At 63.4% G+C, this 24,120-nt stretch carries 20 protein-coding genes and 1 pseudogene; 13 read left to right on the top strand and 8 right to left on the bottom strand.

Features of this window, described 5'->3' with window-relative positions; genetic code table 11:
* The first annotated feature begins 109 nt into the window (after positions 1-109).
* The 6 genes and pseudogenes from BWR18_RS15725 to BWR18_RS15700 all read left to right on the top strand — a co-directional run bounded on the left by BWR18_RS15725 (position 110) and on the right by BWR18_RS15700 (position 7,286).
* On the top strand, positions 110-1,411 hold the full coding sequence (locus BWR18_RS15725; RefSeq protein WP_216637329.1) for an amidohydrolase family protein: 1,302 nt from the start codon (positions 110-112) through the stop codon (positions 1,409-1,411).
* Between the two features lie 31 nt (positions 1,412-1,442).
* Positions 1,443-2,426 (top strand): BMP family protein, encoded by a 984-nt coding sequence (locus BWR18_RS15720; protein ID WP_076629385.1) that lies wholly within the window; start codon positions 1,443-1,445, stop codon positions 2,424-2,426.
* Positions 2,427-2,439: 13 nt separating this feature from the next.
* Positions 2,440-3,798: pseudogene (locus BWR18_RS22500) on the top strand (amidase).
* Positions 3,795-5,315, top strand: a complete 1,521-nt coding sequence (locus BWR18_RS15710) for an ABC transporter ATP-binding protein (RefSeq protein ID WP_076629384.1) — start codon at positions 3,795-3,797, stop codon at positions 5,313-5,315. The pseudogene BWR18_RS22500 and the gene BWR18_RS15710 overlap by 4 nt, the downstream one beginning before the upstream one ends.
* A complete protein-coding gene (locus BWR18_RS15705) occupies positions 5,305-6,348 on the top strand; it encodes an ABC transporter permease (protein WP_076629383.1) in 1,044 nt (347 codons plus the stop codon). The genes BWR18_RS15710 and BWR18_RS15705 overlap by 11 nt, the downstream gene beginning before the upstream one ends.
* A complete protein-coding gene (locus tag BWR18_RS15700; RefSeq protein WP_076629382.1) occupies positions 6,345-7,286 on the top strand; it encodes an ABC transporter permease in 942 nt (313 codons plus the stop codon). The genes BWR18_RS15705 and BWR18_RS15700 overlap by 4 nt, the downstream gene beginning before the upstream one ends.
* Before the next feature lie 124 nt (positions 7,287-7,410).
* Here the strand turns inward: BWR18_RS15700 and BWR18_RS15695 are convergent, their stop codons facing one another.
* A complete protein-coding gene (locus tag BWR18_RS15695; RefSeq protein ID WP_076629381.1) occupies positions 7,411-7,911 on the bottom strand; it encodes a GNAT family N-acetyltransferase in 501 nt (166 codons plus the stop codon).
* Positions 7,912-8,032: 121 nt separating this feature from the next.
* Positions 8,033-10,816: a DNA polymerase I gene (gene polA, locus BWR18_RS15690; RefSeq protein ID WP_076629380.1), complete on the bottom strand. Its 2,784-nt coding sequence runs from the start codon at positions 10,814-10,816 to the stop codon at positions 8,033-8,035.
* Positions 10,817-10,919: 103 nt separating this feature from the next.
* Between polA and BWR18_RS15685 the strand changes: the two genes are divergently transcribed.
* The gene (locus tag BWR18_RS15685; protein WP_076629379.1) at positions 10,920-11,669 is read left to right on the top strand and encodes a methyl-accepting chemotaxis protein; all 750 of its coding nucleotides are present in this window, start codon (positions 10,920-10,922) and stop codon (positions 11,667-11,669) included.
* Positions 11,670-11,796: 127 nt separating this feature from the next.
* On the top strand, positions 11,797-12,249 hold the full coding sequence (locus tag BWR18_RS15680) for a hypothetical protein (protein WP_076629378.1): 453 nt from the start codon (positions 11,797-11,799) through the stop codon (positions 12,247-12,249).
* 5 nt (positions 12,250-12,254) lie between these two features.
* On the opposite strand, the gene BWR18_RS15675 is transcribed toward BWR18_RS15680, so the two are convergent.
* Entirely contained in the window at positions 12,255-12,428 is a 174-nt protein-coding gene (locus BWR18_RS15675) for a zinc-finger domain-containing protein (protein ID WP_076629377.1), read from the bottom strand.
* Between the two features lie 69 nt (positions 12,429-12,497).
* Positions 12,498-12,965: a DUF1203 domain-containing protein gene (locus BWR18_RS15670; RefSeq protein ID WP_076629376.1), complete on the bottom strand. Its 468-nt coding sequence runs from the start codon at positions 12,963-12,965 to the stop codon at positions 12,498-12,500.
* Between the two features lie 196 nt (positions 12,966-13,161).
* Here BWR18_RS15670 and BWR18_RS15665 point away from each other — a divergent pair, with 196 nt between their 5' ends.
* Positions 13,162-16,134 carry an error-prone DNA polymerase gene (locus BWR18_RS15665; protein ID WP_076629375.1) on the top strand — a complete coding sequence of 991 codons (2,973 nt, stop codon included), beginning with the start codon at positions 13,162-13,164 and terminating at the stop codon, positions 16,132-16,134.
* 10 nt (positions 16,135-16,144) lie between these two features.
* Positions 16,145-16,600, top strand: a complete 456-nt coding sequence (locus BWR18_RS15660) for a hypothetical protein (protein WP_216637304.1) — start codon at positions 16,145-16,147, stop codon at positions 16,598-16,600.
* Positions 16,601-16,621: 21 nt separating this feature from the next.
* On the opposite strand, the gene BWR18_RS15655 is transcribed toward BWR18_RS15660, so the two are convergent.
* Positions 16,622-17,113, bottom strand: a complete 492-nt coding sequence (locus BWR18_RS15655; RefSeq protein WP_076629374.1) for a DUF3291 domain-containing protein — start codon at positions 17,111-17,113, stop codon at positions 16,622-16,624.
* Positions 17,114-17,229: 116 nt separating this feature from the next.
* Between BWR18_RS15655 and gpmI the strand changes: the two genes are divergently transcribed.
* From gpmI to BWR18_RS15640, 3 genes are read left to right on the top strand one after another with little or no spacing between them, the layout of a single operon-like run.
* Positions 17,230-18,741 (top strand): 2,3-bisphosphoglycerate-independent phosphoglycerate mutase, encoded by a 1,512-nt coding sequence (gene gpmI, locus BWR18_RS15650; protein ID WP_076629373.1) that lies wholly within the window; start codon positions 17,230-17,232, stop codon positions 18,739-18,741.
* A 35-nt stretch (positions 18,742-18,776) separates the two neighbouring features.
* On the top strand, positions 18,777-19,862 hold the full coding sequence (locus tag BWR18_RS15645) for a murein hydrolase activator EnvC (protein WP_368073622.1): 1,086 nt from the start codon (positions 18,777-18,779) through the stop codon (positions 19,860-19,862).
* A 6-nt stretch (positions 19,863-19,868) separates the two neighbouring features.
* Positions 19,869-21,212: a S41 family peptidase gene (locus BWR18_RS15640; RefSeq protein WP_076629371.1), complete on the top strand. Its 1,344-nt coding sequence runs from the start codon at positions 19,869-19,871 to the stop codon at positions 21,210-21,212.
* Positions 21,213-21,266: 54 nt separating this feature from the next.
* Here BWR18_RS15640 and BWR18_RS15635 read toward each other — a convergent pair whose 3' ends face one another.
* Genes BWR18_RS15635 through BWR18_RS15625 form a run of 3 tightly spaced genes read right to left on the bottom strand, consistent with a single transcriptional unit; the run spans position 21,267 to position 24,115 of the window.
* Complete coding sequence (locus BWR18_RS15635; RefSeq protein WP_076629370.1) at positions 21,267-22,355, bottom strand: mandelate racemase/muconate lactonizing enzyme family protein; 1,089 nt, start codon at positions 22,353-22,355, stop codon at positions 21,267-21,269.
* Positions 22,348-23,280 carry a 2-hydroxyacid dehydrogenase gene (locus BWR18_RS15630; protein WP_076629369.1) on the bottom strand — a complete coding sequence of 311 codons (933 nt, stop codon included), beginning with the start codon at positions 23,278-23,280 and terminating at the stop codon, positions 22,348-22,350. Before BWR18_RS15630 ends, BWR18_RS15635 begins: the two co-directional genes overlap by 8 nt.
* Complete coding sequence (locus BWR18_RS15625) at positions 23,273-24,115, bottom strand: fumarylacetoacetate hydrolase family protein (protein WP_076629368.1); 843 nt, start codon at positions 24,113-24,115, stop codon at positions 23,273-23,275. Before BWR18_RS15625 ends, BWR18_RS15630 begins: the two co-directional genes overlap by 8 nt.
* Positions 24,116-24,120 lie beyond the last annotated feature (5 nt).

The raw sequence follows: 24,120 nt of genomic DNA, 5'->3' as shown, positions 1-24,120 counted from the left end.
TATCTGCCTAAAAACTGGTCCCCGGCGCATTTGTTGAGCGGTTTCTTCGAAATCCTTAGGCCATCGTGTCAGTTTTATTAACCGTATGATCAAAATAAGGAGTCGGGGGATTCTGGATTTAATCATTAACAACGCCTGTTTGCCGGATCGCAGCGGGCAATACGATATCGGTGTCCAGGGGGACAGGATCGTCACGATTGCCCCCCGGATCGACGCCGATGCGCAGGACATCATTGATGCAGCGGGGCGACTGGTCGCGCCACCATTCGCCGACCCGCATTTCCATATGGATGCGACGCTCAGCCTGGGCCTGCCCCGGCTGAACGTGTCGGGCACCCTGCTCGAGGGCATCGCGCTGTGGGGCGAATTGAAACCCATGCTCACGGTCGAGGCGGTCATGGAGCGTGCCTTGCGCTACTGCGATCTGGCCGTGGCGCAAGGACTGCTCGCGATCCGCACGCACGTAGATGTTTGCGACGACAGGCTGACCGCGGTCGAGGCGCTGATCGAAGTGCGCAAGCGCGTCGCCCCCTATATCGACCTTCAACTTGTCGCCTTTCCGCAGGACGGGCTCTACTGCTCGGCCTCAGCAGAACGGAACCTGTTGCGCGCGCTCGATATGGGTGTGGACGTGGTGGGCGGCATCCCGCATTTCGAACGTACGATGGCGGATGGCGCGCGATCCGTCACCCGCCTGTGCGAGATTGCGGCAGACCGCGACCTGATGCTGGACCTGCACTGCGACGAAAGCGACGACCCCATGTCCCGCCATGTCGAGACACTGGCGGCAGAAACAACACGCCTTGACCTCGGGGCCCGCGTGTCGGCCAGCCACGTCACGGCGATGCACTCCTACGACAATTACTATGCCAGCAAGCTGATCCCGCTGATCGCTGAAAGCGGCATGAACGTGATCCCGAACCCGCTGATCAACATCACCTTGCAGGGCCGCTCCGACACCTATCCGCGCCGTCGTGGCCTGACCCGTGTGCCGGAACTGCGGGCGGCGGGCGTCAACGTGGCCTTCGGGCAGGACTGCACGATGGATCCGTGGTACTCGCTTGGCTCTGCCGACATGCTCGAAGTGGCGCATATGGGCGTTCACGCCGTGCCCATGACGTCACGCGAAGCGATGGAATGGGCCTTTACCTCTGTCACGCAAAACGGTGCGCGGGCGATGGGCCTGCCCGATCCGACGCTGCGGGAAAGCGGGCCAGCCAACATGGTGGTGCTGCAGGCCCAAGACCCGATTGAAGCCGTCAGGCTCAAGGCAACGCGGCTTGCCGTGATCAAGCATGGCAAGGTGCTCGCCCGCACCGCACCGCGCATTGCCACGCTCGACTTGCCCGGTCGCCCGACCACGATTGACCCCGCCGACTACGCCCCGGCGATGGACAAAAAAGACATTTAGTAAACTGCCAGCACGAGAGAGGATATTTCCAATGAAACTCAACACCACCCGTCGCCAGCTTCTTGTCGGGGCCGCCGCCACGCTGGCGCTGCCCGCTTACATTCGCCGCGCACATGCTGAAACCGTCACGCGGGTCGCCGGCGTTCATATGTCGCCTGTTGAAAACGCATGGAACAGCCGCATTCATCTGGCGCTGCAGGAGGCTGCCGCAGCGGGCCGGATCGAATATGAGTTTTCCGAAGGGGTCGCACCCACCGACTATCCCCGCGCCATGGCCGAATATGCCGAAGGCGGCGCGCAACTGGTTTGGGGCGAAGCCTATGCCGTCGAACGCGAGGCGCGCGAAGTGGCGGGCGACTACCCCGAAACCGCATTCCTCATGGGCTCGTCCGGCGGGCCCGAAGGCGACAATTTCGGTGTCTTTGGAACCCGCAATCACGAGGCCGCGTATCTGGCTGGTATGCTCGCCGGCAAGATGTCGGAAAGCAACGTCTTCGGCTCTGTCGGTGGCTACCCGATCCCAGAGGTCAACTTGCTGATCAACGCCTTCCGCATGGGCGTGACCGAAGTGAACCCCGACGCGACCTTCCTCAACGGCTTTATCGGCGCCTGGTTTGATCCGGCCCGCGCGAAAGAGGCTGCGATGGCGCAGATCGACGCCGGGGCCGACATTCTGTTCGGCGAACGCATCGGCACGGCAGATGCCGCGCAAGAGCGTGGGATCAAGGCCATCGGATCGCTCATCGACTACACGCCGCGCTATCCGGGCACCGTCTTTGCCAACGCGATCTGGAATTATGGCCCGACCATTGACGCCATTGTGGCCGATATTCAGGCGGGCACACCGGTTGGACGGGATTATACCGAGTATTCGTTCATGGCTTATGGCGGCAATGAGCTGATCTATGTCGCCGACGAGGTGCCCGCCGACGCCATCCCGGCGATGGAGGCCAAGCAGGCGGCGATCACTGCAGGCGAATGGGACGTGCCGATCAACAATGATGAGCCCGTCTGACGGGCGGTGATGCATGCGTGATGCCACAGCACTCGCCGCTGCCGTTTCCGACAGGCGCACCAGTGCCCGCGCGGTGATGGAGGCGAGCCTTGCCGCCAGCCAAATGCGGACGGATCTGGGTGCTGTGGCCCTGCTGGACGCGGACCGTGGGCGCGCAAGTGCGGCTGCGGCTGACGCCTCGCCCTTGACGGGTCGCGGTCCCTTTCACGGCGTGCCGTTTCTTGGCAAAGACCTCGGGTCGGCGGCTCAGGGTTTGCCTATTTCTGCCGGGGCTGGCGCGTTACGCGCGCGCCCTGTGCCGCCGGATGCAGACAGCAACCTGTTTGCAGCCTTTCGTGATGCCGGTTTGATCCCGTTTGGCCTGACAACGGTCCCACCCTTCGGCCTGGCGCTCGACAGCACGCCCCAGGGTCTTGCCCCGGCCCGCAATCCCTAGAACCCGTCCTTGACCCCCGGCGGGTCTTCGGGCGGCGCGGCGGCTGCCGTCGCCTCCGGAATCGTTGCCCTGGCCCACGCCACCGACGCCGCCGGCTCCATCCGCGTCCCTGCCGCCTGTTGCGGGCTGGTCGGGTTGAAACCGTCGCGCGGGGCCGTGGTCGCAGGTCCCGATTTCAGCAATCACCTCATGGGCATCGCGTCCGAGCTCGTCCTGGCCCGCTCCGTCCGCGACGTGACCGCCGCGTTCAAGACCGCACAGGTCTTAACACTGCCAACGCCACGACGAGACACCCACCGCATCGCACTCGCCATTCCTGCAAGATGCGACGCAGCGCAAGGTGCCGCAGCCCGCGCCGCCGCGTCCGCGCTGACCGACGCAGGTTTCATAATCGAAGACATCCTCGCCCCTGACACCATGGGCGGCAACGCACACGCCATCGCCAGAACCATCCTGTCGGTGTCCCTTGCCGAGTGGCTCGCCGCGCTCGACGTCCCGGACGACGAAGTTCCACCCCTCATCGCCGCCGTGGCCGCCGAAGGGCGTGCGCTGCGGGCCACCGACCTCTTTGCCGTGACCCAGCGCATGGCCCGGATGGCCGATGATGCGCACAGAATGTTCGCCCATGTCGATGCTATCCTCTGCCCGGTCTTATCCTCCCCGCCACCCCCGGTCGGCGCCTTCGACCTGAACCACACCGACACCGACGCCCATTTCGCAAGAATGGAGGCGTTTGCCCCGAACGCGGCCCTCGCCAATGTCGCGGGACTGCCCGCATTGGCGCTGCCCTTCGGGATGCAGGGCGACATGCCCGTCGGCATCCAGCTGTGGGGGCCGCGCGGGGCCGACCTGCAGCTCTGCCGCCTCGCAGCACAGATCGAACAACGCGCACCGGCGCTCACCTACCCCCATTCCATTGCGGGACTGCCCACATGACCCCCGCGCTCGAGCTTAACGGTATCACCAAGCGCTTTGGCGCCCTCGCCGCCAACGACAACGTCACCCTGTCGCTCGGGCAGGGCGAAATCCTGGCCCTGCTGGGCGAAAACGGGGCGGGCAAAACCACGCTGATGAACATCCTCTTTGGCCACTACGCTGCCGATGCCGGCACGGTACGCGTGTTCGGGCAGGACCTGCCACCGGGCCAGCCGCGCGCCGCCATCGACGCGGGCGTGGGCATGGTCCACCAGCATTTCACTCTGGCAGGCAACCTGACCGTACTCGACAATGTTATGCTCGGCTCCGAAAGCCTCCTTTCCCTGCGTTCGGCACGGGCCAGAGCACGACAAAAACTCATGCAGATCGCCGACCGGTTCGGCCTGCCCGTTTCACCCGACGCACAGGTGAACCAACTCTCCGTGGGCGAACGTCAGCGCGTCGAAATCCTCAAGGCACTCTACCGTGACGCGCGCGTCCTGATCCTGGATGAACCCACCGCCGTCCTGGCCCGACCGGAGGCGCAGCGGCTCTTCGAAACCCTGCGCGACATGACGAGGGAAGGGCTGTCGCTGATCTTTATCAGCCACAAGCTGCACGAGGTGATGGCCGCATCGGACCGGGTCGCGGTCCTGCGCGCCGGGCAAATGGTGGCCGAACGCAAAACGGCACAAACCAACCCGGACGAGCTGGCAGAACTCATGGTCGGACGCAAGGTCGCGCGCCCGGTGCGGCAGGGCCACCAGATCGGCAGCCCGGTCATCATCGCGGACAACGTGCGGGTCGAAGAACAGGGCGAAACCCTCCTCGACGACCTGTCGTTCACCGTCCATGCTGGCGAGGTGCTGGGCATCGTCGGCGTCTCCGGCAACGGGCAAGCCGCGCTTGGCGCCGTGCTCTCAGGGCTGACGAAACCGGCATCGGGCCGCGTGACTCTCTCCGGACAGGACGTGGGCCCCCTGGGCCCGCGCGCCATGATTACCGCAGGCGCGGGCCGCGTGCCCGAGGATCGCCACAGCGAAGGGACGGTCGGCGAACTGGCCGTCTGGGAAAACGCAGTGCTCGAACGGCTGCGCAGCCCCGAATTCTCGCACCGGGGGTTCGTGCGCAAAGCGGCGTGCAAATCCTACGCCGCCGACCTGATCGACCGCTTCGACATCCGCGGCGCGACCCCCGACACGCGCACCCGCCTGCTGTCGGGTGGCAACATGCAAAAGCTGATCCTCGGGCGCTGCCTGTCGATCGGTCCGCGTTTCGTGCTGGCCAATCAACCGACCCGCGGGCTTGACGAAGGCGCCATTGCGGCGGTCCACGCCGAACTTCTGGCGGCCCGGTCCAAGGGGGCAGCCATCCTCTTGATATCCGAGGAATTGGAAGAGGCGGTCGCTCTGTCCGACCGTATCCAGGCCATCGTAAAGGGGCGGCTGTCCGAACCCGTCGCGGCCAAGGACGCAGATGCGCGCAGGCTTGGCCTGATGATGGCGGGCGTCTGGCAGGAAGACGACCATGCGGCTTGAACGGCGCGCCCAGGTGCCGCTGCGCCTTGTCGTCGTCGCGCCGCTGGCCGCGGTGGCTGTCGCCCTGTTGCTGGCTGGCGGCCTGATCGCCGCGGCAGGCGTCAGCCCCCTGACCGCCTATGTCGAGATGGTGGTTGGCGCGCTTGGGTCGCGCCTGTCGATAACTGAAATGCTGACCCGCGCGACGCCGCTGATCCTGACGGGCCTCGCCGCCGCCGTCGCTTTTCGCGCGCGGCTGTGGAATATCGGCGCGGAGGGGCAGTTCTTTGTGGGCGCGTTGGTGACCGCATGGATCGGGCACTCGCTGTCCCTGCCGGGTCCTTTGGGCATTCCGGTTCTGATGGTGGCGGGCATGGCGTCCGGGGCGCTTCTGCTGGCTGGACCCGCCTATCTGCGGCTGCGCTTCAGCGTGGACGAAGTGGTGACAACGCTCCTGCTGAATTTCATCGTGATCCTGTTCGTCGGCATGATGATCGAGGGACCGCTGCGCGATCCGCTGGCCTTTGGCTGGCCGTCCTCGGTCCCGGTCGATGGGGCCTTCCGGTTGCCCGACCTCGTGCCGCGCACGCGCCTTCACATCGGATTTCTGTTCGCTCTCGCCGCAGCAGCGGTCGTTTGGGTCATCCTTGCCCGCACCGTCTTTGGTGCCGAAACACGCGCCGCCGGTCTGAACGCGCGCGCGGCGACATTCGCGGGCATTTCGCTGCCGCGCACCCTGATGGGCGTGGCCATGCTGTCGGGCGCACTTGCGGGGTTGGCAGGCTCGGTCGAGGTGCTGGGCGTGACCGCCGGTGTGACCACCACCATGTCGCCCGGTTTCGGCTATGCGGGCATCGTGGTGGCGATGCTTGCGGCCCTGCATCCGGCGGGAGTTGTGGCCGCCGCACTCTTTGTGGCGACCGTGTTCGTCGGCGCCGACGCGATGAGCCGGGCGACCGGCGTCCCCAGCTTTATCGCGGATGTCATTGTGGCACTTTGCCTGCTCACGATGCTGGTTGCGCTCATGTTCACGACCTATCGGGTGCGGCGATGATCGACGCGCTGGAGTTGCTCTTGAACACCAGTCTCTGGGCGGCGGTCCTGCGCATCGCGACGCCTTTGATCTTTGGCGTTCTGGGGGCGCTCTTGTGCGAGCGGTCGGGCGTCCTGAACCTGGGGATCGAGGGAATTATGACCATGGGCGCCATGACCGGTTGGCTGACGGTCTACATGGGCGCGGATCTGTGGGCGGGCCTGTTGGTTGCCGCGATTAGCGGCGGGTTGATGGGGCTTTTGCACGCCATGCTCACTGTGCCGCTTGGCCTGTCGCAGCATGTGTCCGGGCTTGGCATCACGCTCTTTGCGTCGGCCCTGTCCTACTATCTCTATCGTCTGATCGTGGTCGTTGGCGACCTGCCCCCCACGATCGAGCCCTTCGGCCCACTCAGCATTCCCATCCTGTCCGAACTTCCCGTGCTTGGCCCTATCCTGTTTTCACAGACACTGCCGACCTATCTGGCGCTGCTGTCGGTCGCGGTCATGGCCTACATGCTGGCGCGCACGCCGCTTGGCCTCGCCATCCGCATGACCGGCGAAAACCCGCACGCGGTCGAGGCACAGGGGCTGAACCCGATCCGCATCCGCATTGGCGCCGTTGTTGCCGGGTCGGCGCTGATGGCCGTGGGCGGCGCGTTCCTGACCACCGCAGCCTTCAACAGCTTCTTTCCCGAGATGGTGCAGGGCCGGGGCTGGATCTGCATCGCGCTGGTCGTCTTTGCCTCGTGGCGCCCGGGCAAGGCCCTGCTCGGTGCGCTGCTCTTCGCCTTCTTCGATGCCTATCAGCTGCGCCTGCAAACGGTGGTCGAGGGCGTGCCCTACCAGCTGTTCCTGATGGCCCCCTACGTCCTGTCCATCGGCGCGCTCATCCTGGTTGCACGCCGCGCCCGCGTCCCTGACGCGCTCATGGCTCCCTATCGCAGAGGTGAACGATGACAGCGGGACAACTGTAGCGTCGGACCTAAGCATGTGTTCACAGTGTGCCGACACTGCACCAGCGGCGCGTCAACGGGGTTTGATGCCCTGGCGGCGTCTTTCCGTGTCGGGTCGCGCTCTGCTGTCATGCACCTCTCACGTTTTTGGCCACCATCGGTAAAACAACGCCCCATTGTGTTTCTTGTGGTGGTCCAGATGGCGCGAAACCCAGTTTTGCGTAGACGGCTATCGCCCTAGCATTTTTTGGATGCGGATCGGTCGCGATCACAGGGGCGCCGGCGTCAAAGATGGCTTGCATTCGCAAGGTGATAAACGCTGAGCCGTGGCCCAAGCCAAGCCTTTCGGGGTCTCCGATGTACTGGTCAATTCCACGCGACCCCGTTGGAAGATGGGCAAAATGGTGATCGTCCCACCCATGGACAGTATAGTCTTGCATGTACGCAAAAGGCTGCCCTGAAAACGAAACGATCCAGCGGGCAACACGGGGATCCGCCAAGTCATCTGCATCATATGGTTCATCTGCATCCCACCACTCGCGAACATGCGGGGTCGATTGCCATCCTTTCAGCAAAGCGAGATCGTCGAGAGTAGCGTTGCGAAAGCTATATCGGTTGGCCGTCGTCATTCGGGCAGTCTAGCAGATTGTGTTCTGCTACGCTCCAGCTCGGAGCGCACGTTAGCCATTCATGTCGCGGCGTGGAATGGGCAAGCCGCTTCTGCGACCGATGACCGAACCGGCGCTGTCGTCAGTGCGCTTCAGCCCAATTCTGTCCTTGGCCTGCGTCCACTGTCAATTTCACATCCAAATGCACGACGGGGTCATTGGCGCTTTCCATCACGTCCTTGGCCACGCCGATCAGGTCGTCAACCGCGGCAACGTCCACTTCGAACAGCAGTTCGTCGTGGACTTGCAGTAGCATTGCAGCGGGAAGCTCTTTTATCGCTGCGGGCATGCGGATCATGGCGCGGCGGATGACGTCGGCGGCGGTGCCCTGGATCGGCGCGTTGATGGCGGCGCGGGCGGCGAAGCCTGCGCGCGGGCCCTTTGAACCGATCTCGGGCGTGTGGATCTTGCGCCCAAAGAGGGTCTGGACGTAGCCGTGTTCCTTGGCGAACGCCTTGGTGTCGTCCATGTAGGTGCGGATGCCGGGGAAGCGTTCGAAATAGCGGTCGATGAAGCCCTGCGCCTCGGCCCGCGGGATGCGCAGGTTGCGGGCGAGGCCGAAGCCCGAGATGCCGTAGATGACGCCGAAATTGATGGCCTTTGCCTGGCGGCGGATCTCGGGCGTCATTTCGTCCAGGGGCACGTCGAACATTTCGGAGGCGGTGAGCGCGTGGATGTCGATGCCGTCGTCAAAGGCCTGCTTCAGTTCAGGGATCTGGGCGATGTGGGCGAGAATGCGCAACTCGATCTGGGAGTAGTCGAGCGCGACGAGGGTCTTGCCTGGCTCTGACACGAACGCTTCGCGGATGCGGCGCCCTTCTTCCGTACGAATGGGTATGTTTTGCAGGTTGGGGTCTGTGGAGGCGAGCCGCCCGGTGGACGCGCCCGCGATGGAGTAGGACGTGTGGACGCGGCCCGTGTCCGGGTTGATATGGTCCTGCAGCGCGTCGGTGTAGGTGGATTTGAGTTTGCTGAGTTGCCGCCAGTCGAGCACGCGGGCGGGGAGTTCGTGGACGGTTGCGAGGTCTTCGAGCACGTCGGCACCCGTGGCGTAAGCGCCTGTTTTGCCTTTCTTTCCGCCCTCGATTCCCATTTCGTCAAAGAGGATTTCGCCGAGTTGCTTGGGGGAGCCGACGTTGAACTTGCGCCCTGCAAGCTCGTAGATTTCATCTTCGAGCCCCGCCATCTTCTGGGCGAAGGCGTTGGACATGCGGCTGAGCGTATCGCGGTCGACCTTGATGCCTGAGCGCTCCATGGACGCAAGCGTATGGACCATGGGGCGTTCGAGCGTTTCATAGACCTTTGTGACCTGCGCCCGGTGCAGTTGCGGCTTGAGCAGTTGCCAGAGGCGGAGCGTGATGTCGGCGTCCTCGGCGGCGTACTTCACTGCGTCTTCGAGCGGGACTTGGTCAAAGGTTTTGGCGGATTTGCCGGAGCCAAGCAGCGGTTTGATCGGGATCGGCGTGTGGCCGAGATAGCGTTCGCTGAGCGTATCCATGCCGTGATTGTGCAGCCCGCCGTGCAAGGCGTAGGACAGAAGCATGGTGTCGTCGATGGGGGCGACGTGGATGCCAAGACGCGCAAAGATCTTGGCGTCGTATTTCATGTTCTGGCCGATTTTGACGATGCTGTCGTCTTCGAGCACGGGTTTGAGCATGTCGAGCGCGGTTTCCAGCGGCATCTGACCTTCGGCCAGATCGTCGGAGCCGAAGAGATCATCGCCGCCCTGCTTGTGCGTCAAAGGCACGTAGCAGGCGTGGCCCGCGTTCACCGCCAGTGAGATGCCCACCAGATCGGCGGTCATTTCATTGAGTGCGGTAGTTTCAGTATCGACCGCCACGTAGCCCCGTTCATAGATCAGGTCGATCCACGCCTGCAGCTGGTCGGCGTTTTCCACGTGTTCATAGGTGGCGTCGTCAAAGCCGGGCGCCTCGGGGGCGTCCTGGGGCGCTTCGGGTTCCTTGATCTCGGGCGCTTCGACGCCGAGTTGGTCGGCGATGCGGCGGGTGAGGGTGCGGAATTCCATCTCCGCGAGGAAAGGCATGAGTTGATCGGGTTTCGCGTCTTGCACTTCGAGGTCGTCGAGCGTGAAGTCGAGCGGCGTGTTTTCATCGAGCTGGACGAGGTCGCGCGAGAGGCGGATCTGGTCGGCGTGGTCGATCAGGGTCTGGCGGCGCTTGGGCTGCTTGATCTCCCCAGCCCGGTCGAGCAGCGCGTCGAGGTCGCCGTATTCGTTGATGAGGAGCGCCGCGGTTTTCACTCCAATGCCGGGCGCGCCGGGCACGTTGTCGACGCTGTCCCCGGCGAGCGCTTGCACATCCACGACGCGGTCGGGGTAGACGCCGAATTTCTCGAACACCCCGTCACGGTCGATGCGGGCGTTTTTCATCGCGTCGAGCATTTCGACCCCGTCGCCGACAAGCTGCATCAGGTCCTTGTCGGACGAGATGATGGTGACGCGGCCGCCGGCGGCGCGCGCCTGCACGGCGAGGGTGGCGATGATGTCGTCGGCCTCGTACCCCTCCTTCTCCTTGCAGGCGATGTTGAAGGCTTCTGTCGCGGTGCGGGTCAGCGGGATCTGCGGGCGCAGGTCCTCTGGCATCGCTTCGCGGTTGGCCTTGTACTGGTCGTACATGTCATTGCGGAAGGTGTGGCTGCCCTTGTCAAAGATGACGGCAACATGAGTAGGCGCGTCGGGGCCATGGTTCCCCTCAACATACTTATACAGCATGTTGCAAAATCCCGACACCGCCCCGATGGGCAGACCGTCGGACTTGCGCGTGAGCGGCGGCAGCGCGTGGTAGGCGCGGAAGATAAAGGCCGATCCGTCGATCAGATGCAGGTGACATCCCTTGCCGAAACCCATGTGAAGTGCCCCCTGTTAGCCCCGTGTCCCGGTGATGTGCCATGAATCCCGAAAAGGGGAAAGCACAAGCGTTTTGTTAACCTCGATTTGCCAGAACGGGCGCATGACTGCGATGAACCGCCTGGGCGATGTGACTGATGTATTGGGCCAACAGTCCGGGGCAACCGGGATTGCGGCCCGGGTTGAGTTATTGCGGGCGGTGGACATGATCCGCTCGCATTGCGCGCGGGCGACGCTGTATTGCGCTGCCGGGATGCTGTTTGACGATCCCGAGGATCACAAGAAATGTATCGAGGGGATCCAGCGGGCCATGCCCGGTGCCCATTCGGGTGTGCGCTTGCTGGCCGGGACGCAGCCCGAGCGGGGGATTGATCCGGAGGCGCTGAGCTGGCTGCGGCACACCGTTTCCGACCTGCCGGAGAGCGTCGATGCGATGCGCCGGTTTGTGGCCGAAGTGACCGATGTTGCCCGCCAGTTCGAGCAGGGCACATGCGATGCCGGCCATTTGCGCGAGCTGACCCGCTTTGCCGCGACGGAGTTCAACGCGCATTTTGCCAAGCTGGTGAATCGATTGAGCGCGGAATTGCACGGCGACCGCGTGGCACGGCGGGCCACGGCCACCCAGACCGGCGCCGATGCCCGCACGGCCCTGCACGAGATCAGTGAGATTTCACAGAATGTCGGCCTGATCGCCATCAACGCGTCGATCGAGGCGGCGCATGTGGGCGAGCAGGGCCGCGGCTTTGCCATCATCGCGACCGAGATCCGCGAGCTGTCGGAGAAGATCGAGCAGGCCAATGCGCGGGTGCAGACGCAGGTGGATGCGCTGATCCGGCAGGTGATTGATGATTAGCGGCGGATCGGCACAGATGCGGCATTGAGGGCCGCACTGGCGCCATCTCCGGCCGTTCCCATGTCATGGTCGATCTTCGGAAATGGGGGTGCTAAGCCAGGCAGGACTTTGCAAGACGGAGGCGCAGATGCGTTGGCTGGTACTTTTACCTGTGTTCGTTTTCTTTGCCCTGCCAGTGCGCGCGGATGATGACTGTACGCTCAAGAACAATTATTGTGTGCCCTTCATTGGCTGCACGCTCGATGGCAAGGACTACTATGTGGGCCGCACCTTTGGGCGCGAAAGTGGTGTGCTTGAGGCGCGCGGCCTGTCCGGTGCGACCTGTTCGGGAACGTGGAACCGCACAGCGCTGGGAACGGGACGCGCGGTGTTTTCCTGTTCCGATGGCGTAAGCGGGCGCGCGACATACACGTACATCCACCGGTCAACCGGGACGGCCAAAGGGCGCGGCCGCACCAAGGGTGGGGATCGGCTGCAATTCTGGGCCGGGCATAGGATCGGAGCATTTATTCTGACAGAGGGCGGCTTGGACCCCGACATTGCCGCCTGCGTGGCGCAGGCCATGGGCGCCCACGGCTGACGCTGTCAGGTGTTCTTGTCCGCGTAAACGTATTTGCAGTCGCAATAGGGGCATTCAACCCAGCCTGTATCCTCGGGGATCTGCAGCCAGACCCGCGGGTGGCCCAGCGCCCCTTCTCCTCCGTCACAGGCCACGCGACGCGTGTGGACAGTCTTGGTTTCCGGCGCGTCGATGGGCATGTTGGCTATCCTTGGCTTGAGGCGCGTGCGGGCGCGTTTATGGGCCAAGGTGGCAGGCCAGACAAGGGGTCATGGCGTGCGGTCGATACGGGCCTGGTAGCAATTGTTGCGGGCAGAGCGCACGTGGATGTAGGCGATGCGCGGATCGTTGAAAATAGAGGCGATCCGGTCGGCAATGTCGGGCGTGGGCGTGATGGCCCCGGTGCCATAGACGATCCGGTCGTCGGCCCCGTATCCCTTGAGCAGATAGTCGGGCGAGGTGGTGAGGATCGGGGGCAGGTCGGCACCACCCCCGCGCGTGCAGGCATCGGCGCAGAGGAATATCGGCCCGACCTCGGCATAGGGATGTTCGCCGTCGAAGGGCTTGTGGGCCAGCACCAGCATCTCGGCCCCTTTTGGTACATCGCGCAGGCAGTGACGGCACGGATTGCCGGATCCGTTCGAGATGTGCCGCTCGGGCGGGTTGCCAAAGGCGTCGGGCGCGCCCGCGCGGTAGGCTTGGACGATGTCGGTGGGTAGGGCGGTGAATGTGGGCATTGTCGTCTCCTTTGCCCGATCTTGCGCCCATGATCTGGGGCCACACGACCCGAATGATGCGCAACCGTCATGCTTCTCTGGTTCAAAAAATCCCGGGGAGTCCGAAGGACGGGGCAGAGCCCCAAAATTCGGCCGTTCAAATGAGAACAAAAAGTGAATATACTGGCGTTCTGCTGCCACCGAATCTGCCGTACCCATGTTTGCCGAACTGTCGATCACGTCGAATTTCACCTTCCTCACCGGGGCGTCCCACCCCGAGGAGTATGTGAACCGTGCCGCGCTGATCGGGATGAAGGCGTTGGCCATTGCCGACGACAATTCGGTCGCCGGGATTGTGCGGGCGCATACGCAGGCCAAGGTGATTGCCCGCAGTGTGAAAGAGCGGAAAGAGTTCGACGCCGTCCATGGTCTGATCGGCCCGCCGAGGCCTGCGCACATCCCTGCCCCGGCAAGCGCGCCCATCACTGTGGTGCCTCGTCTGATCCCTGCCGCACGGCTGATGTTTTCCGATGCGCCGCCCATCACGGTGCTGCCCATGGACCGGCAGGGGTGGCGGTCGCTGTGTCGGGTCATCTCGAAGGGGCGGCGCAGGGCCGAAAAGGGGGAATGCGATCTGCAACTTCAAGACCTCGAAGAGTTTGCGGGCGGTCTCCACCTGCTTGTGTGGCCACAGACGCAGACGGTGCACGGCGGCGCGGTTGATTGGGTGCAAGCTGCGCGACGGCTGACGCGCCGCTTTGCCGGGAACATCCATGTGTTGATGACTCCACGCTATGACGGACGAGATAGAATCCGCTTTGACTGGATCGCGGATCAGGCGCAGGAATTGGGCCTGCCCACCATCGCATCCGCCGCGCCGCGTATGCACCACGGCGCCCGGCGCAAGCTGGCCGATGTGGTCAGCGCCATTCGCTTGAAATGCCGTGTGGATGCGCTGGGTCGTGCTGCGCTCAGCAATGGCGAAGGGCGGCTGCGCCATGAGGCAGACATGCTGCGCCTCTTTGCCGGGCACGAGGCGGCAGTGCACCGCACCGGAGAAGTGGCCCAACGCCTGACCTTCTCGCTTGATCAATTGCGATATGAATACCCGTCAGAAATTACAGAGAACGAGACCCCCAGCCAGCGGCTGGAACGGTTGGCCTATGAGGGACTGAAATGGCGCTATCCCGGCGGCGCGCCGGAGAAGGCGCAGCGGCTTCTGCGCCATGAACTTGCCCTGATCGCCAAGTTGAACTACGAGCCCTATTTCCTGACCGTCAGAGACATCGTCCACTTCGCCCGGTCCCGCGGCATCCTGTGCCAGGGGCGGGGCTCGGCGGCCAATTCGGTGGTGTGCTATTGCATGGGCATCACCTCTGTCAGTCCAGAGATGGGCACGATGGTGTTCGAGCGTTTCGTCAGCGAGGCTCGGGACGAGCCCCCCGACATTGACGTCGATTTCGAACACGAGCGGCGCGAGGAGGTGATACAGCACATCTACGAGACCTATGGCCGCGAACGTGCGGGCCTGTGCGCCACGGTCGTGCATTACCGGGGCAAGCGCGCGATCCGCGAAGTAGGCCGCGCCATGGGTCTGACAGAGGATACGATCAGCGCGCTGTCCTCACAGCTCTGGGGCTTTTTTTCGACCAAGGGGTTGGAGGCGGAGCGGATGGCTGAGATCGGCCTCGATTTCAGTGACCGCCGTCTGCAGCAGACCATCGAACTGGTCTACGAGATCAACGGGTTTCCTAGGCATCTCAGCCAGCATGTGGGCGGCTTCATCGTGACCGAGGGGCGGCTGGACGAACTCGTCCCCATCGAGAATGCGACGATGGAGGACCGCACCGTCATCTGCTGGGACAAGGATGATATCGACTCGCTTGGCATCCTGAAGGTTGATGTGCTGTCCCTGGGCATGCTGACCTGCATCCGCAAGGCGTTCGACCTTTTAAAGATGCACCACCATCAGGACTACACCCTCGCCACTCTACCGCCCGAGGACCCGCGTGTTTATGATATGCTGTGCGCAGCCGACAGTATCGGTGTGTTTCAGGTGGAAAGCCGGGCGCAGATGAATTTTCTCCCTCGGATGCGGCCGCGCAATTTCTATGATCTGGTGATCGAGGTCGCGATCATCCGCCCCGGGCCCATTCAGGGCGACATGGTGCATCCGTACATCCGGCGGCGGAATGGGGAGGAGGAGGTGTCCTTTCCCTCCGATGAATTGGGCGCGGTGCTGGGCAAGACGTTGGGCGTGCCGCTCTTTCAGGAGCAGGCGATGCAGATCGCTATTGTGGGCGCGGGGTTCACTCCTGATCAGGCGGACCGGCTGCGGCGGTCGCTTGCCACGTTCAAAAAGCATGGCAGCGTCAGCGAATTCCGCGCGCTGTTTTTGCGGGGCATGCGCAAGAATGGATATAAGGATGACTTTGCCGAGCGGTGTTTTTCACAGATCGAAGGCTTTGGTTCGTATGGTTTCCCCGAAAGCCATGCTGCGAGCTTTGCGCTGCTTGTTTATGCCTCAAGCTGGATCAAGTGCCACCATCCCGGCATCTTTGCCTGCGCGCTTTTGAACTCGCAGCCCATGGGGTTCTACGCGCCCGCCCAGATCGTGCGCGATGTGCGTGAACACGGGGTCGAGGTGCGGCCCATCTGCGTGAACGCGAGTTTTTGGGACAACGCGATGGAGCCGGATGGCAAGGGGGGCCTCGCCCTGCGGTTGGGGTTCCGACAGATCAAGGGGCTGAGCGAGGAAGATGCCGAGTGGATCACTGTGGCCCGCGGCAACGGCTACCAGTCCGTGCAGGACATCTGGCGCCGGGCGGGTGTGGGCGTTGCGGTGATCGAGCGGTTGGCCGAGGCGGATGCCTTTGCCGGGGCGGGCATCAAGCGGCGCGATGCGCTGTGGCAGGCCAAGGCCATCGCCCCCGGTCACATTCTGCCGCTCTTTGCCAAGGATCTGGACGGCGAGGTGGTGGACGAGCCCACGGCGCTTTTGCCCGAGATGACGCTGGGCGAGCAAGTGGTCGAGGATTACGTGTCGACCCGCCTGACCCTGCGCGCCCATCCCGTGGGCCTGTTGCGCCATATTTTGACACCGGGGGCGGCCCCGGTGGAGGTGCTGCCCACGACCGGCCCGGCGCCCGACCTGTCAAAGATCAGCTTCACCCGCGGCAACCCGGATTGAGAGGAAACGCATGACACTCGACACTTACAAGGCCGCATCGGGCACGTTTGTCCCGGTTTGGACGCTGGAAATCCAGACATTGCCCGAAGACACGGACCGCATTCTGGATGCGGTGATGGCCGTGCATCCGCTGAGCTATGGCCGCTATCAGCGCAATGCGAGCATTTCTGCGGTGGGGGCGGAGACGGCGCAGCCCAAGGCCGGATCGACCACCACCACCCATGTGGCGGGGTTTGCGCCGGGCGGGACGGAGACCTATCCCATGGTGGAATTGAAGATTTCCATCGAGCGGGATCTGGCAGTGCTGGAAAAGGTGATGGATGCCGTGCTGGAGGTCCATCACTATGAGGAGCCGGTGATCTTTCTGCGCGAGGATTGGGCGAGCCGGGCGGCTTACGATCCCAATCGCGACAACCCGCATCGGTGGTGGAACAATGGCAAGGGGCTGCCAGAGCGGATCGGCTGAGCGGTGCAAGTTTCTGGCTGGTCAGTCGGGTGGTGGAAAGCGGCTTTGCAGGGTGAAACCCTCTGCGCTGGGGCCGTTTGATCGCAGGTTTTGCAGCTTGTTCCAGCCGTCTTCCAGTGCCACGCGCGTGCCTTTGATCGCCCACCACAGCACCATCGTCGCCCCTTCGGACCGGTCCACCCAATCGCGCAAGGTCTTCATGCCGTCCCGGTGCAGCGCATCGCGGTAGGCAAAGCTGTGCATGGCCTTCGCATCGCGCCACCCGGCCATGGTGAGGATGTGGAAATTGTCCTCTGTCCGGTCGGTTTGCAGGCTGAGCAGGTCGTTCATGTCGCCGTAGCTGCCGTCGGGCATCCGGGCGCCGTGGTTGTGCCAGAACATGCCGTCATCAGCCTTGGCCCGCGCAAAGACCTTGGGCAGCTCGCCAAAGAAGAATTGCGCGTTGGGGTGGCTGGCACTGAACGCACCAAGGGGGCGCACCACGTTCAGGTGCACCAGCATGTGTTTGCTCATCTTCTCCCCCTTCGTCCGGCAGGAAGCGTACTGGGTTGCGTCCGGCTGGCAAGTGTTCTTTCCAAGCGTGGGGCCGCGCGGTAGAACGCGGGCATCACATTGGAAGGACCCGTCAGATGGCACCACCCAAACCCGTTGTTCTGTGCATCATGGATGGCTGGGGACTGCGTGCAGATGAGGCCGGGAATGCGCCCAAACTGGCCCGCACGCCGACCATCGACCGGATTATGGAGACGTGCAGCCACGCGACCCTGATCACCCATGGTCCTGACGTTGGCCTGCCGCGCGGGCAGATGGGCAATTCGGAGGTCGGGCATACCAACATTGGTGCGGGCCGCGTCGTTGCGATGGATCTGGGCCAGATTGATCTGGCCATCGAGGACGGCAGTTTCTTTCGCAATCCGCGCCTGACCGACTGGATCAATGCCATCAAGGAAGCCGAGGGGCGGGCCCATCTGATGGGCGTGCTGTCGGATGGCGGGGTGCATGGGCATATCAACCACATGATTGCCGCGGCCAAGGCCTGTACCGATGCAGGCCTGCCTGTCGTCATTCACGCCATTACGGACGGGCGCGATGTGGCTCCGAAATCAGCGTTGACCTATCTGGACCAGTTGAACGATGCGCTGCCTGCGGGCGCGCGGGTGGTCACCGTGACGGGTCGGTATTTTGCGATGGACCGGGACAATCGCTGGGACCGGGTCGAAAGTGCCTTTTCCGCCATGGTCCGCGCGGATGGCCGGATCGTCGAGACGGCGCAGGCGGCCATCGAGTCTGCTTACGACGATGACAAGACCGACGAGTTCATCCCCGCCGCCGTCATGGATGGCTACAAAGGTGCGAAAGATGGTGACGGCCTGTTCTGCCTGAATTTCCGTGCTGACCGCGCGCGTGAGATCCTCGCGGCGCTGGGCGACCCGGGCTTTGACGCCTTCGCCCCTGACGGCCGCCCGGACTGGGCGGGGCTGATGGGGATGGCGGATTATTCCGAGGATCACGCGGCCTATATGACCACCGTTTATCCCAAGCCGGAGATTGTGAACACGCTGGGGGCATGGGTGGCCAAGGCGGGGTTGCGCCAGTTCCGCCTGGCAGAGACGGAGAAGTACCCGCATGTGACCTTTTTCCTGAATGGGGGAGAGGAGCAGCCCGAGGTGGGCGAGGATCGGGCGATGCCCAAGTCGCCCTCCGTTGCGACCTATGATCTGCAACCGGAGATGTCGTCGGTCGAGGTGACGGACAGGTTTATCGAGGCCATCAAAGAGGGCTATGACCTGATCGTCGTGAATTATGCCAACCCTGATATGGTGGGCCATACTGGCGATCTTGAGGCCGCCATTGCCGCCTGTGAGGCGGTGGATACAGGGTTGGGGCGTGTGTTGCCGGTGCTTGAGGCGGCGGGCGGCGCGATGATCCTGACGGCGGATCACGGCAATTGCGAAGTGATGGTCGACCCCGACACCGGCGCGCCGCATACTGCGCATACCACCAACCTTGTCCCAGTTGCGCTGATCGGGGCGGAGGGCGGTATAAGGGACGGTCGTCTTGCTGATCTGGCGCCGACGCTCTTGCAACTGATGGGGCTGGAAAAGCCGGTCGAGATGACGGGCGACAGTCTGATCGCATGAGGACGCTGGCCGCTTTCTTCCTTTGCGTTTGCGCCTTGCCCCTTTGGGCGCAAGAGGATGCCGGTGCGCTGGCGCGCGAGGCGGGGGCACAGCTTGAGGCGGCCTCTGTCCGGTTGGCGGAGGCCGAGAGCGCGCGCAACCGCGTGCGCGCCCTGACAGATACGGTTCACGCCTATGAGGCGGGCCTCTCGGCGATGCGCGCGGGCCTGCGCCGCGCTGCCATTCGGGAGGCGCAGTTGCGCGCGCAGTTGCAGGCCCGCGATGCAGAGATCGCGCAGCTTGTCGCTGTTTTACAGACGCTTACGCCGGATGAGGCACCCACGGCGTTCCTGCACCCGGACGGCCCGAACGGGACGGCGCGTGCGGGGATGTTGCTGGCGGAGTTGACTCCGGCGCTGAACCAGAGGGCGGCGCAGTTGCGGAAGGATCTGAGCGATGTGGAAAGCCTGCGCCTGCTGCAAGAGCAGGCGGCGGCGCAATTGCAGACCGGTCTGACCGAAGTGCAGACCGCCCGGTCGGCGCTGAACCAGGCGATGGCGGAGCGCACGGACCTGCCGCAACGCTTTAGCGAAGATCCGGTGCGCACCGCGATCCTGATTGCCTCGGCCGAGACGCTGGATGCGTTTTCAAGCGGGCTGGCCAGCATTGTCGAGGGCGATGTCGGCTGGACGCCGCCGGAAGTTGATGACCTGATCGGCGAATTTCCGATGCCCGCGCGGGGTGTGATCTTGCGTCGCGCCGGAGAGCCGGATGCTGCCGGGATTGCCCGTCCCGGTATCCTGCTGGCCACTCGTCCCGGCACTCTTGTCAGTGCGCCCACCGCGGCCACCCTGCGCTATGTCGGGCCGCTTCTGGACTTTGGCACAGTGACGATCCTTGAACCGCGCCCCGGCACCTTGATCGTTCTGGCGGGGATGGCCGTGAGCTATGGCAAGACCGGCCAGATCATTGCCGCCAGCACCCCCCTGGGCTTGATGGGCGGCTTGCCTGCATCAAATGGCCCTTCAACAGGTGGTGAAGGGGGTGGCGCTGAGCGTTCGGAAACGCTCTATATAGAGGTAAGAGAGAATAATGTGCCAATGGACCCGCTTGAATGGTTCAGCACCGAACAGGATGGATAAGCTGTAATGAAGAAATTCGTAATGGCCGCATTGGGCGGAACGGTGGCAGGTGTGATTGCCACGACGCAGGTTGCGGGGCCGCTGCTGGCGCAGGAAAAAGCCGCAAATTCAAGTGTGTATGAGCAGCTTGACCTGTTCGGTGACATCTTTGAGCGGATCCGCGGGCAATATGTCGAACAGGTTGAGCCGGGCGAACTGATCGAGGCGGCGATTGACGGGATGCTGACCTCGCTCGACCCGCATTCGAGCTATTTGTCGCCCGATGATGCGGCGCAGATGCAGGTGCAGACCCGTGGCGAGTTTGGCGGTCTGGGCATTGAAGTGACCCAGGAAGAGGGGTTCATCAAGGTGGTGTCGCCCATCGACAGCACCCCCGCCGCCGAGGCCGGGATCGAAGCCGGAGACTTCATCACGCATGTGGACGGCGAGTCGATGCTGGGCCTGACGCTGGACGAAGCGGTCGACAAGATGCGCGGGCCGGTCGGGTCCGAGATCATCGTTACCGTGGTGCGCGAGGGCGAGACGGAGCCCTTTGATGTATCCATCATTCGCGACACGATCGAGCTGCAGGCCGTGCGCAGCCGGAGCCAGGGCGAGACGGTTGTGCTGCGCGTGACCACCTTTAACGACAAGACCACGCCGAACCTTGTGTCCAAGCTGGAAGAAGAGGTTGAGACGCTGGGCGGCATGGATGCCGTGAACGGCTTTGTCCTGGATTTACGTAACAATCCCGGTGGGTTGCTGACCCAGGCCATCCGCGTGTCGGATGCGTTTCTGGAAGAGGGTGAGATCGTTTCGACCCGTGGCCGCGACCCCGCAGATGGTGATCGGTTCAACGCGACGCCGGGTGATCTGGCGCAGGGCAAGCCCATTGTGGTGCTGATCAATGGCGGGTCCGCATCCGCGTCCGAGATCGTGGCGGGGGCCTTGCAGGACCACCGCCGCGCCATCGTTGTGGGCACCAAGAGCTTTGGCAAGGGGTCGGTCCAGACGGTCATGCCGCTTCGCGGGGATGGGGCCATGCGCTTGACCACGGCGCGGTATTACACGCCCTCTGGCCGGTCTATTCAGGCGCTGGGTGTGAGCCCTGACATCGTGGTGGAACAGCCGCGCCGTCGCCCTGCCGAGGATGAGGAAGAGGATGCGCCCGCGAGCGCAGTTGGTCCCAGGACCGAAGGCGAATTGCGCGGGAGCCTGGACAACGATTCGCTGAGCGAGGATCAGATCAAGCAGATCGAGGCGGACCGTGCCAAGGCACAGGCGGCAGCGGATTTGCGGGAAGAGGATTATCAATTGGCCTATGCCATCGACATCCTGAAAGGGCTGAACGCGTTGGGCCCAACGGAGTGATCCACGCGCGATAAATGGAAAACGGGCGGTGCCGATAGTGCCGCCCGTTTTCGTTTACAAGGTGATTTCGTGTGGCGTGAGTTTCGACCAATCGAATTCCACGCCGATGCCCGGTACATCGGGTGCCACGGCGAGGTGATCCTCGGTCACCAGAGGCCGGGTCGTGTAGCGGTCAATGGGGAAGCTGTGCACTTCGAGCCAGCCGCCATGGGGTTGGCTGGAGACGAGCGAGACGTGCAACTCCTGCATGCCGTGGCTGCAGACGGGGACATTGGCGTCCTTTGCCATCTTGGCCACTTCGAGCCAGCCGGTGATGCCGAGGCAGTTCGAGGCATCGGGCTGGATGAAATCAACATGGGGCAGGGCGCGGCGAAACTCGTGCAGGGTGTGAAGGTTTTCGCCCTGGGCGACCTTGATCCCGCTGGCATCGCGGATTTTGGCGAAGTCTTCGAAATGGTCGGGTTCGATGGGCTCTTCGAACCATTCGATGTCGAATTGTTTCATCGCCTTGGCCATGCTGATCGCCTGATCGGTGGTCATGGAATAGTTGGCGTCGACCATGAAGGTGATGTCGGGGCCGATGAAGTCGCGCACCGCCTTGATCCGGTCCAGATCCTCGGCTTGGGTCGGTTGGCCGATCTTTATTTTGACCGCGTTGTGGCCGCGCGCCAGATAGGTGCGGATGCTGTCGAGAAGTTTCGGCAGGTCGAAGCCGAGGTCGATGCCACCTGCGTAGGCCTTGCATCTGTCCGAGGCGCCGCCCGCCGCTTGAACGAGTGACTGGCCGGTGCCTTTCAGCCGTGCATCCCAAAGGGCGATATCGACGGCAGAGATGGCGAAGGACAGGATGCCGCCGCGGCCCACATAGTGCAGGTGTTCGTCCATGGCGTGGGTGAGCTGTTCCACGTTCTCGGCGTCTTGCTCCACAAGGAACGGCGCGAGGTCGTGGGTGATCATCGCCGCTGTGGCGTGCCCGCCGCGCCCGCCGTTGTAGGTGTACCCGGTGCCGGTGCGCCCATCGTCCAGCGTGACCGTCGCCGTGATCAGGTGGAAGTGGCTGTGATCGCCGTGCTTGGCATCGACGAGGATTTCATCGAGCGGCACGGTGAAGAGGCGGGCGGTGACATCTGTGATCCTAGCCATTGAGGTGTTTGGTTTCAGGTACGGGTGAGATGACGAGGCCGTTGTCGAGATGGCTGATCAGGTTGTCCACCACCAGCGTACCCATGGCGGCGCGGGTTTCGTGCGTGGCGCTGCCGACATGGGGCAGGAGGATGACGTTGGACATGGATTTGAGCGCGTCCGGGATTTTGGGTTCCTCCTCGAACACATCCAATGCCGCATAGCCCAGCGTGCCCGATTGTAGAGCGGCGACCATCGCCGCCTCGTCGATGACTGAGCCGCGGGAGACGTTGATGAGCGTGCCGTCTGGCCCCAAAGCCTCCATCACATCGGCGTTGACGATATGGTGGGTCGAGGGGCCGCCGGGGGTGATGCAGATGATCACCTCGACCGCGCGTGCCATGTCTACCAGGGTGTCGTGGTAGGTGTAGGGAACGTCTTTGCGGCTGCGGGTGTGGTAGTGGATGTCGGGGTTGAAGGGCGCGAGCTTGTCTGCGATGGCCTGGCCGATGCGCCCCAGCCCGAGGATGCCGACGCGCCTATTGTCGGCGCTGCGCGACAGCGGCGCGTTGCCTTGCGTTTCCCAATTGCCGGAGCGGGCGTGCGCCTCGTCGCTCAGGAAATTGCGGAAGCTGGTGAGCATGAGCATGATGGCGGTGCTGGCCACTTCGGCGTTCAGCACATCGGGGGTGTGCGTGACGATGATGCCCCGTTCCACGCAGGCGTCGGTGTCGATCGCGTCGTAGCCGACGCCGTAGCTGGCGGCCATTCTTGCGTTGGGGCAGTTGGCGAGGATGTCGGCGGGCACGCCATCGTGGCCGTTGGTGACGATGTGGGTGATCGCGTCCGCCGGGTAGTCGCCCGTGGCCTGGTGGATTGTGAAGCGTTCTGCCAGACGATCACGCATGGCGTCGGTGATGCCACCGATTTGCAGAAGATCAGGCATCTTGCTTCACCTCTTGCCGTTGGGTGCCGAGACCGGCGATTTCAAGCTCCATCACGTCGCCAACCTTGAGATAGGTTTTCGGATTCATCCCATCGCCCACGCCGGGCGGCGTGCCGGTGCTGATCACATCGCCGGGATGCAGGGTGAAGAGGTGCGACAGGTGTTCAATGATCTCGGCCACGGAGAAGATCATGGTGGCCGTGTTGCCGGTCTGCATCCGTTTGCCGTTGACCGAGAGGGTCATGTCGAGGGCTTGGGGGTCTCCAAGCTCGTCCCGCGTCACGAGGTACGGACCCGTAGGTCCGAAAGTGTCGCATGATTTGCCCTTGGTCCATTGGCCGGTGAGGTTCTGTTGAAATTCGCGTTCGGAGACGTCGTTGACGATGCAGTAGCCCGCCACATAATCGAGCGCGTCGTCCTTCGACACGTATTTGCAGGTCTTGCCGATCACCGCGCCCAGCTCGACCTCCCAGTCCGTGCGTTTGGAGCCGCGCGGCATCACCACGTCGTCATTGGGGCCGACGATGGCCGAGTTCGCCTTGAAGAACAGAATGGGATGTTCCGGGATCGGAAGCCCCTGTTCTGCGGCGTGGTCGGAGTAATTGAGACCGATGCAGAGAAACTTGCCGACGTTGCCGACGCAGGGGCCGATCCTTGGCGATCCATCAATGGCAGGTAGCGTGGCGAGGTCGATGTTGCGCAGCTTGTCGAGCGTGCCGTCACCCAGCGTGGCGCCATGGATGTCGTCAATGTGGGCGCTCAGGTCGCGCAGCGTGTCGCCGTCCATGAGGCCCGGCTTTTCGTGACCTACGTCACCATATCTTACGAGTTTCATATCGG

This window comes from Tateyamaria omphalii, assembly GCF_001969365.1.
Classification (GTDB): domain Bacteria; phylum Pseudomonadota; class Alphaproteobacteria; order Rhodobacterales; family Rhodobacteraceae; genus Tateyamaria; species Tateyamaria omphalii_A.
The sequence above is the reverse complement of the archived record's forward strand: the minus strand, read 5'-3'. Positions and strand labels throughout refer to the sequence as shown.

What these genes read in the sequence shown, in the direction of transcription:
- BWR18_RS15720 (WP_076629385.1), top strand. Translation starts at nt 1,443, where the DNA reads ATGAAACTCAACACCACCCGTCGCCAGCTTCTTGTCGGGGCCGCCGCC.
- BWR18_RS15710 (WP_076629384.1), top strand. Translation starts at nt 3,795, where the DNA reads ATGACCCCCGCGCTCGAGCTTAACGGTATCACCAAGCGCTTTGGCGCC.
- BWR18_RS15705 (WP_076629383.1), top strand. Translation starts at nt 5,305, where the DNA reads ATGCGGCTTGAACGGCGCGCCCAGGTGCCGCTGCGCCTTGTCGTCGTC.
- BWR18_RS15700 (WP_076629382.1), top strand. Translation starts at nt 6,345, where the DNA reads ATGATCGACGCGCTGGAGTTGCTCTTGAACACCAGTCTCTGGGCGGCG.
- BWR18_RS15695 (WP_076629381.1), bottom strand. Translation starts at nt 7,911, where the DNA reads ATGACGACGGCCAACCGATATAGCTTTCGCAACGCTACTCTCGACGAT.
- polA (WP_076629380.1), bottom strand. Translation starts at nt 10,816, where the DNA reads ATGGGTTTCGGCAAGGGATGTCACCTGCATCTGATCGACGGATCGGCC.
- BWR18_RS15685 (WP_076629379.1), top strand. Translation starts at nt 10,920, where the DNA reads ATGACTGCGATGAACCGCCTGGGCGATGTGACTGATGTATTGGGCCAA.
- BWR18_RS15680 (WP_076629378.1), top strand. Translation starts at nt 11,797, where the DNA reads ATGCGTTGGCTGGTACTTTTACCTGTGTTCGTTTTCTTTGCCCTGCCA.
- BWR18_RS15675 (WP_076629377.1), bottom strand. Translation starts at nt 12,428, where the DNA reads ATGCCCATCGACGCGCCGGAAACCAAGACTGTCCACACGCGTCGCGTG.
- BWR18_RS15670 (WP_076629376.1), bottom strand. Translation starts at nt 12,965, where the DNA reads ATGCCCACATTCACCGCCCTACCCACCGACATCGTCCAAGCCTACCGC.
- BWR18_RS15665 (WP_076629375.1), top strand. Translation starts at nt 13,162, where the DNA reads ATGTTTGCCGAACTGTCGATCACGTCGAATTTCACCTTCCTCACCGGG.
- BWR18_RS15660 (WP_216637304.1), top strand. Translation starts at nt 16,145, where the DNA reads ATGACACTCGACACTTACAAGGCCGCATCGGGCACGTTTGTCCCGGTT.
- BWR18_RS15655 (WP_076629374.1), bottom strand. Translation starts at nt 17,113, where the DNA reads ATGAGCAAACACATGCTGGTGCACCTGAACGTGGTGCGCCCCCTTGGT.
- gpmI (WP_076629373.1), top strand. Translation starts at nt 17,230, where the DNA reads ATGGCACCACCCAAACCCGTTGTTCTGTGCATCATGGATGGCTGGGGA.
- BWR18_RS15640 (WP_076629371.1), top strand. Translation starts at nt 19,869, where the DNA reads ATGAAGAAATTCGTAATGGCCGCATTGGGCGGAACGGTGGCAGGTGTG.
- BWR18_RS15635 (WP_076629370.1), bottom strand. Translation starts at nt 22,355, where the DNA reads ATGGCTAGGATCACAGATGTCACCGCCCGCCTCTTCACCGTGCCGCTC.
- BWR18_RS15630 (WP_076629369.1), bottom strand. Translation starts at nt 23,280, where the DNA reads ATGCCTGATCTTCTGCAAATCGGTGGCATCACCGACGCCATGCGTGAT.
- BWR18_RS15625 (WP_076629368.1), bottom strand. Translation starts at nt 24,115, where the DNA reads ATGAAACTCGTAAGATATGGTGACGTAGGTCACGAAAAGCCGGGCCTC.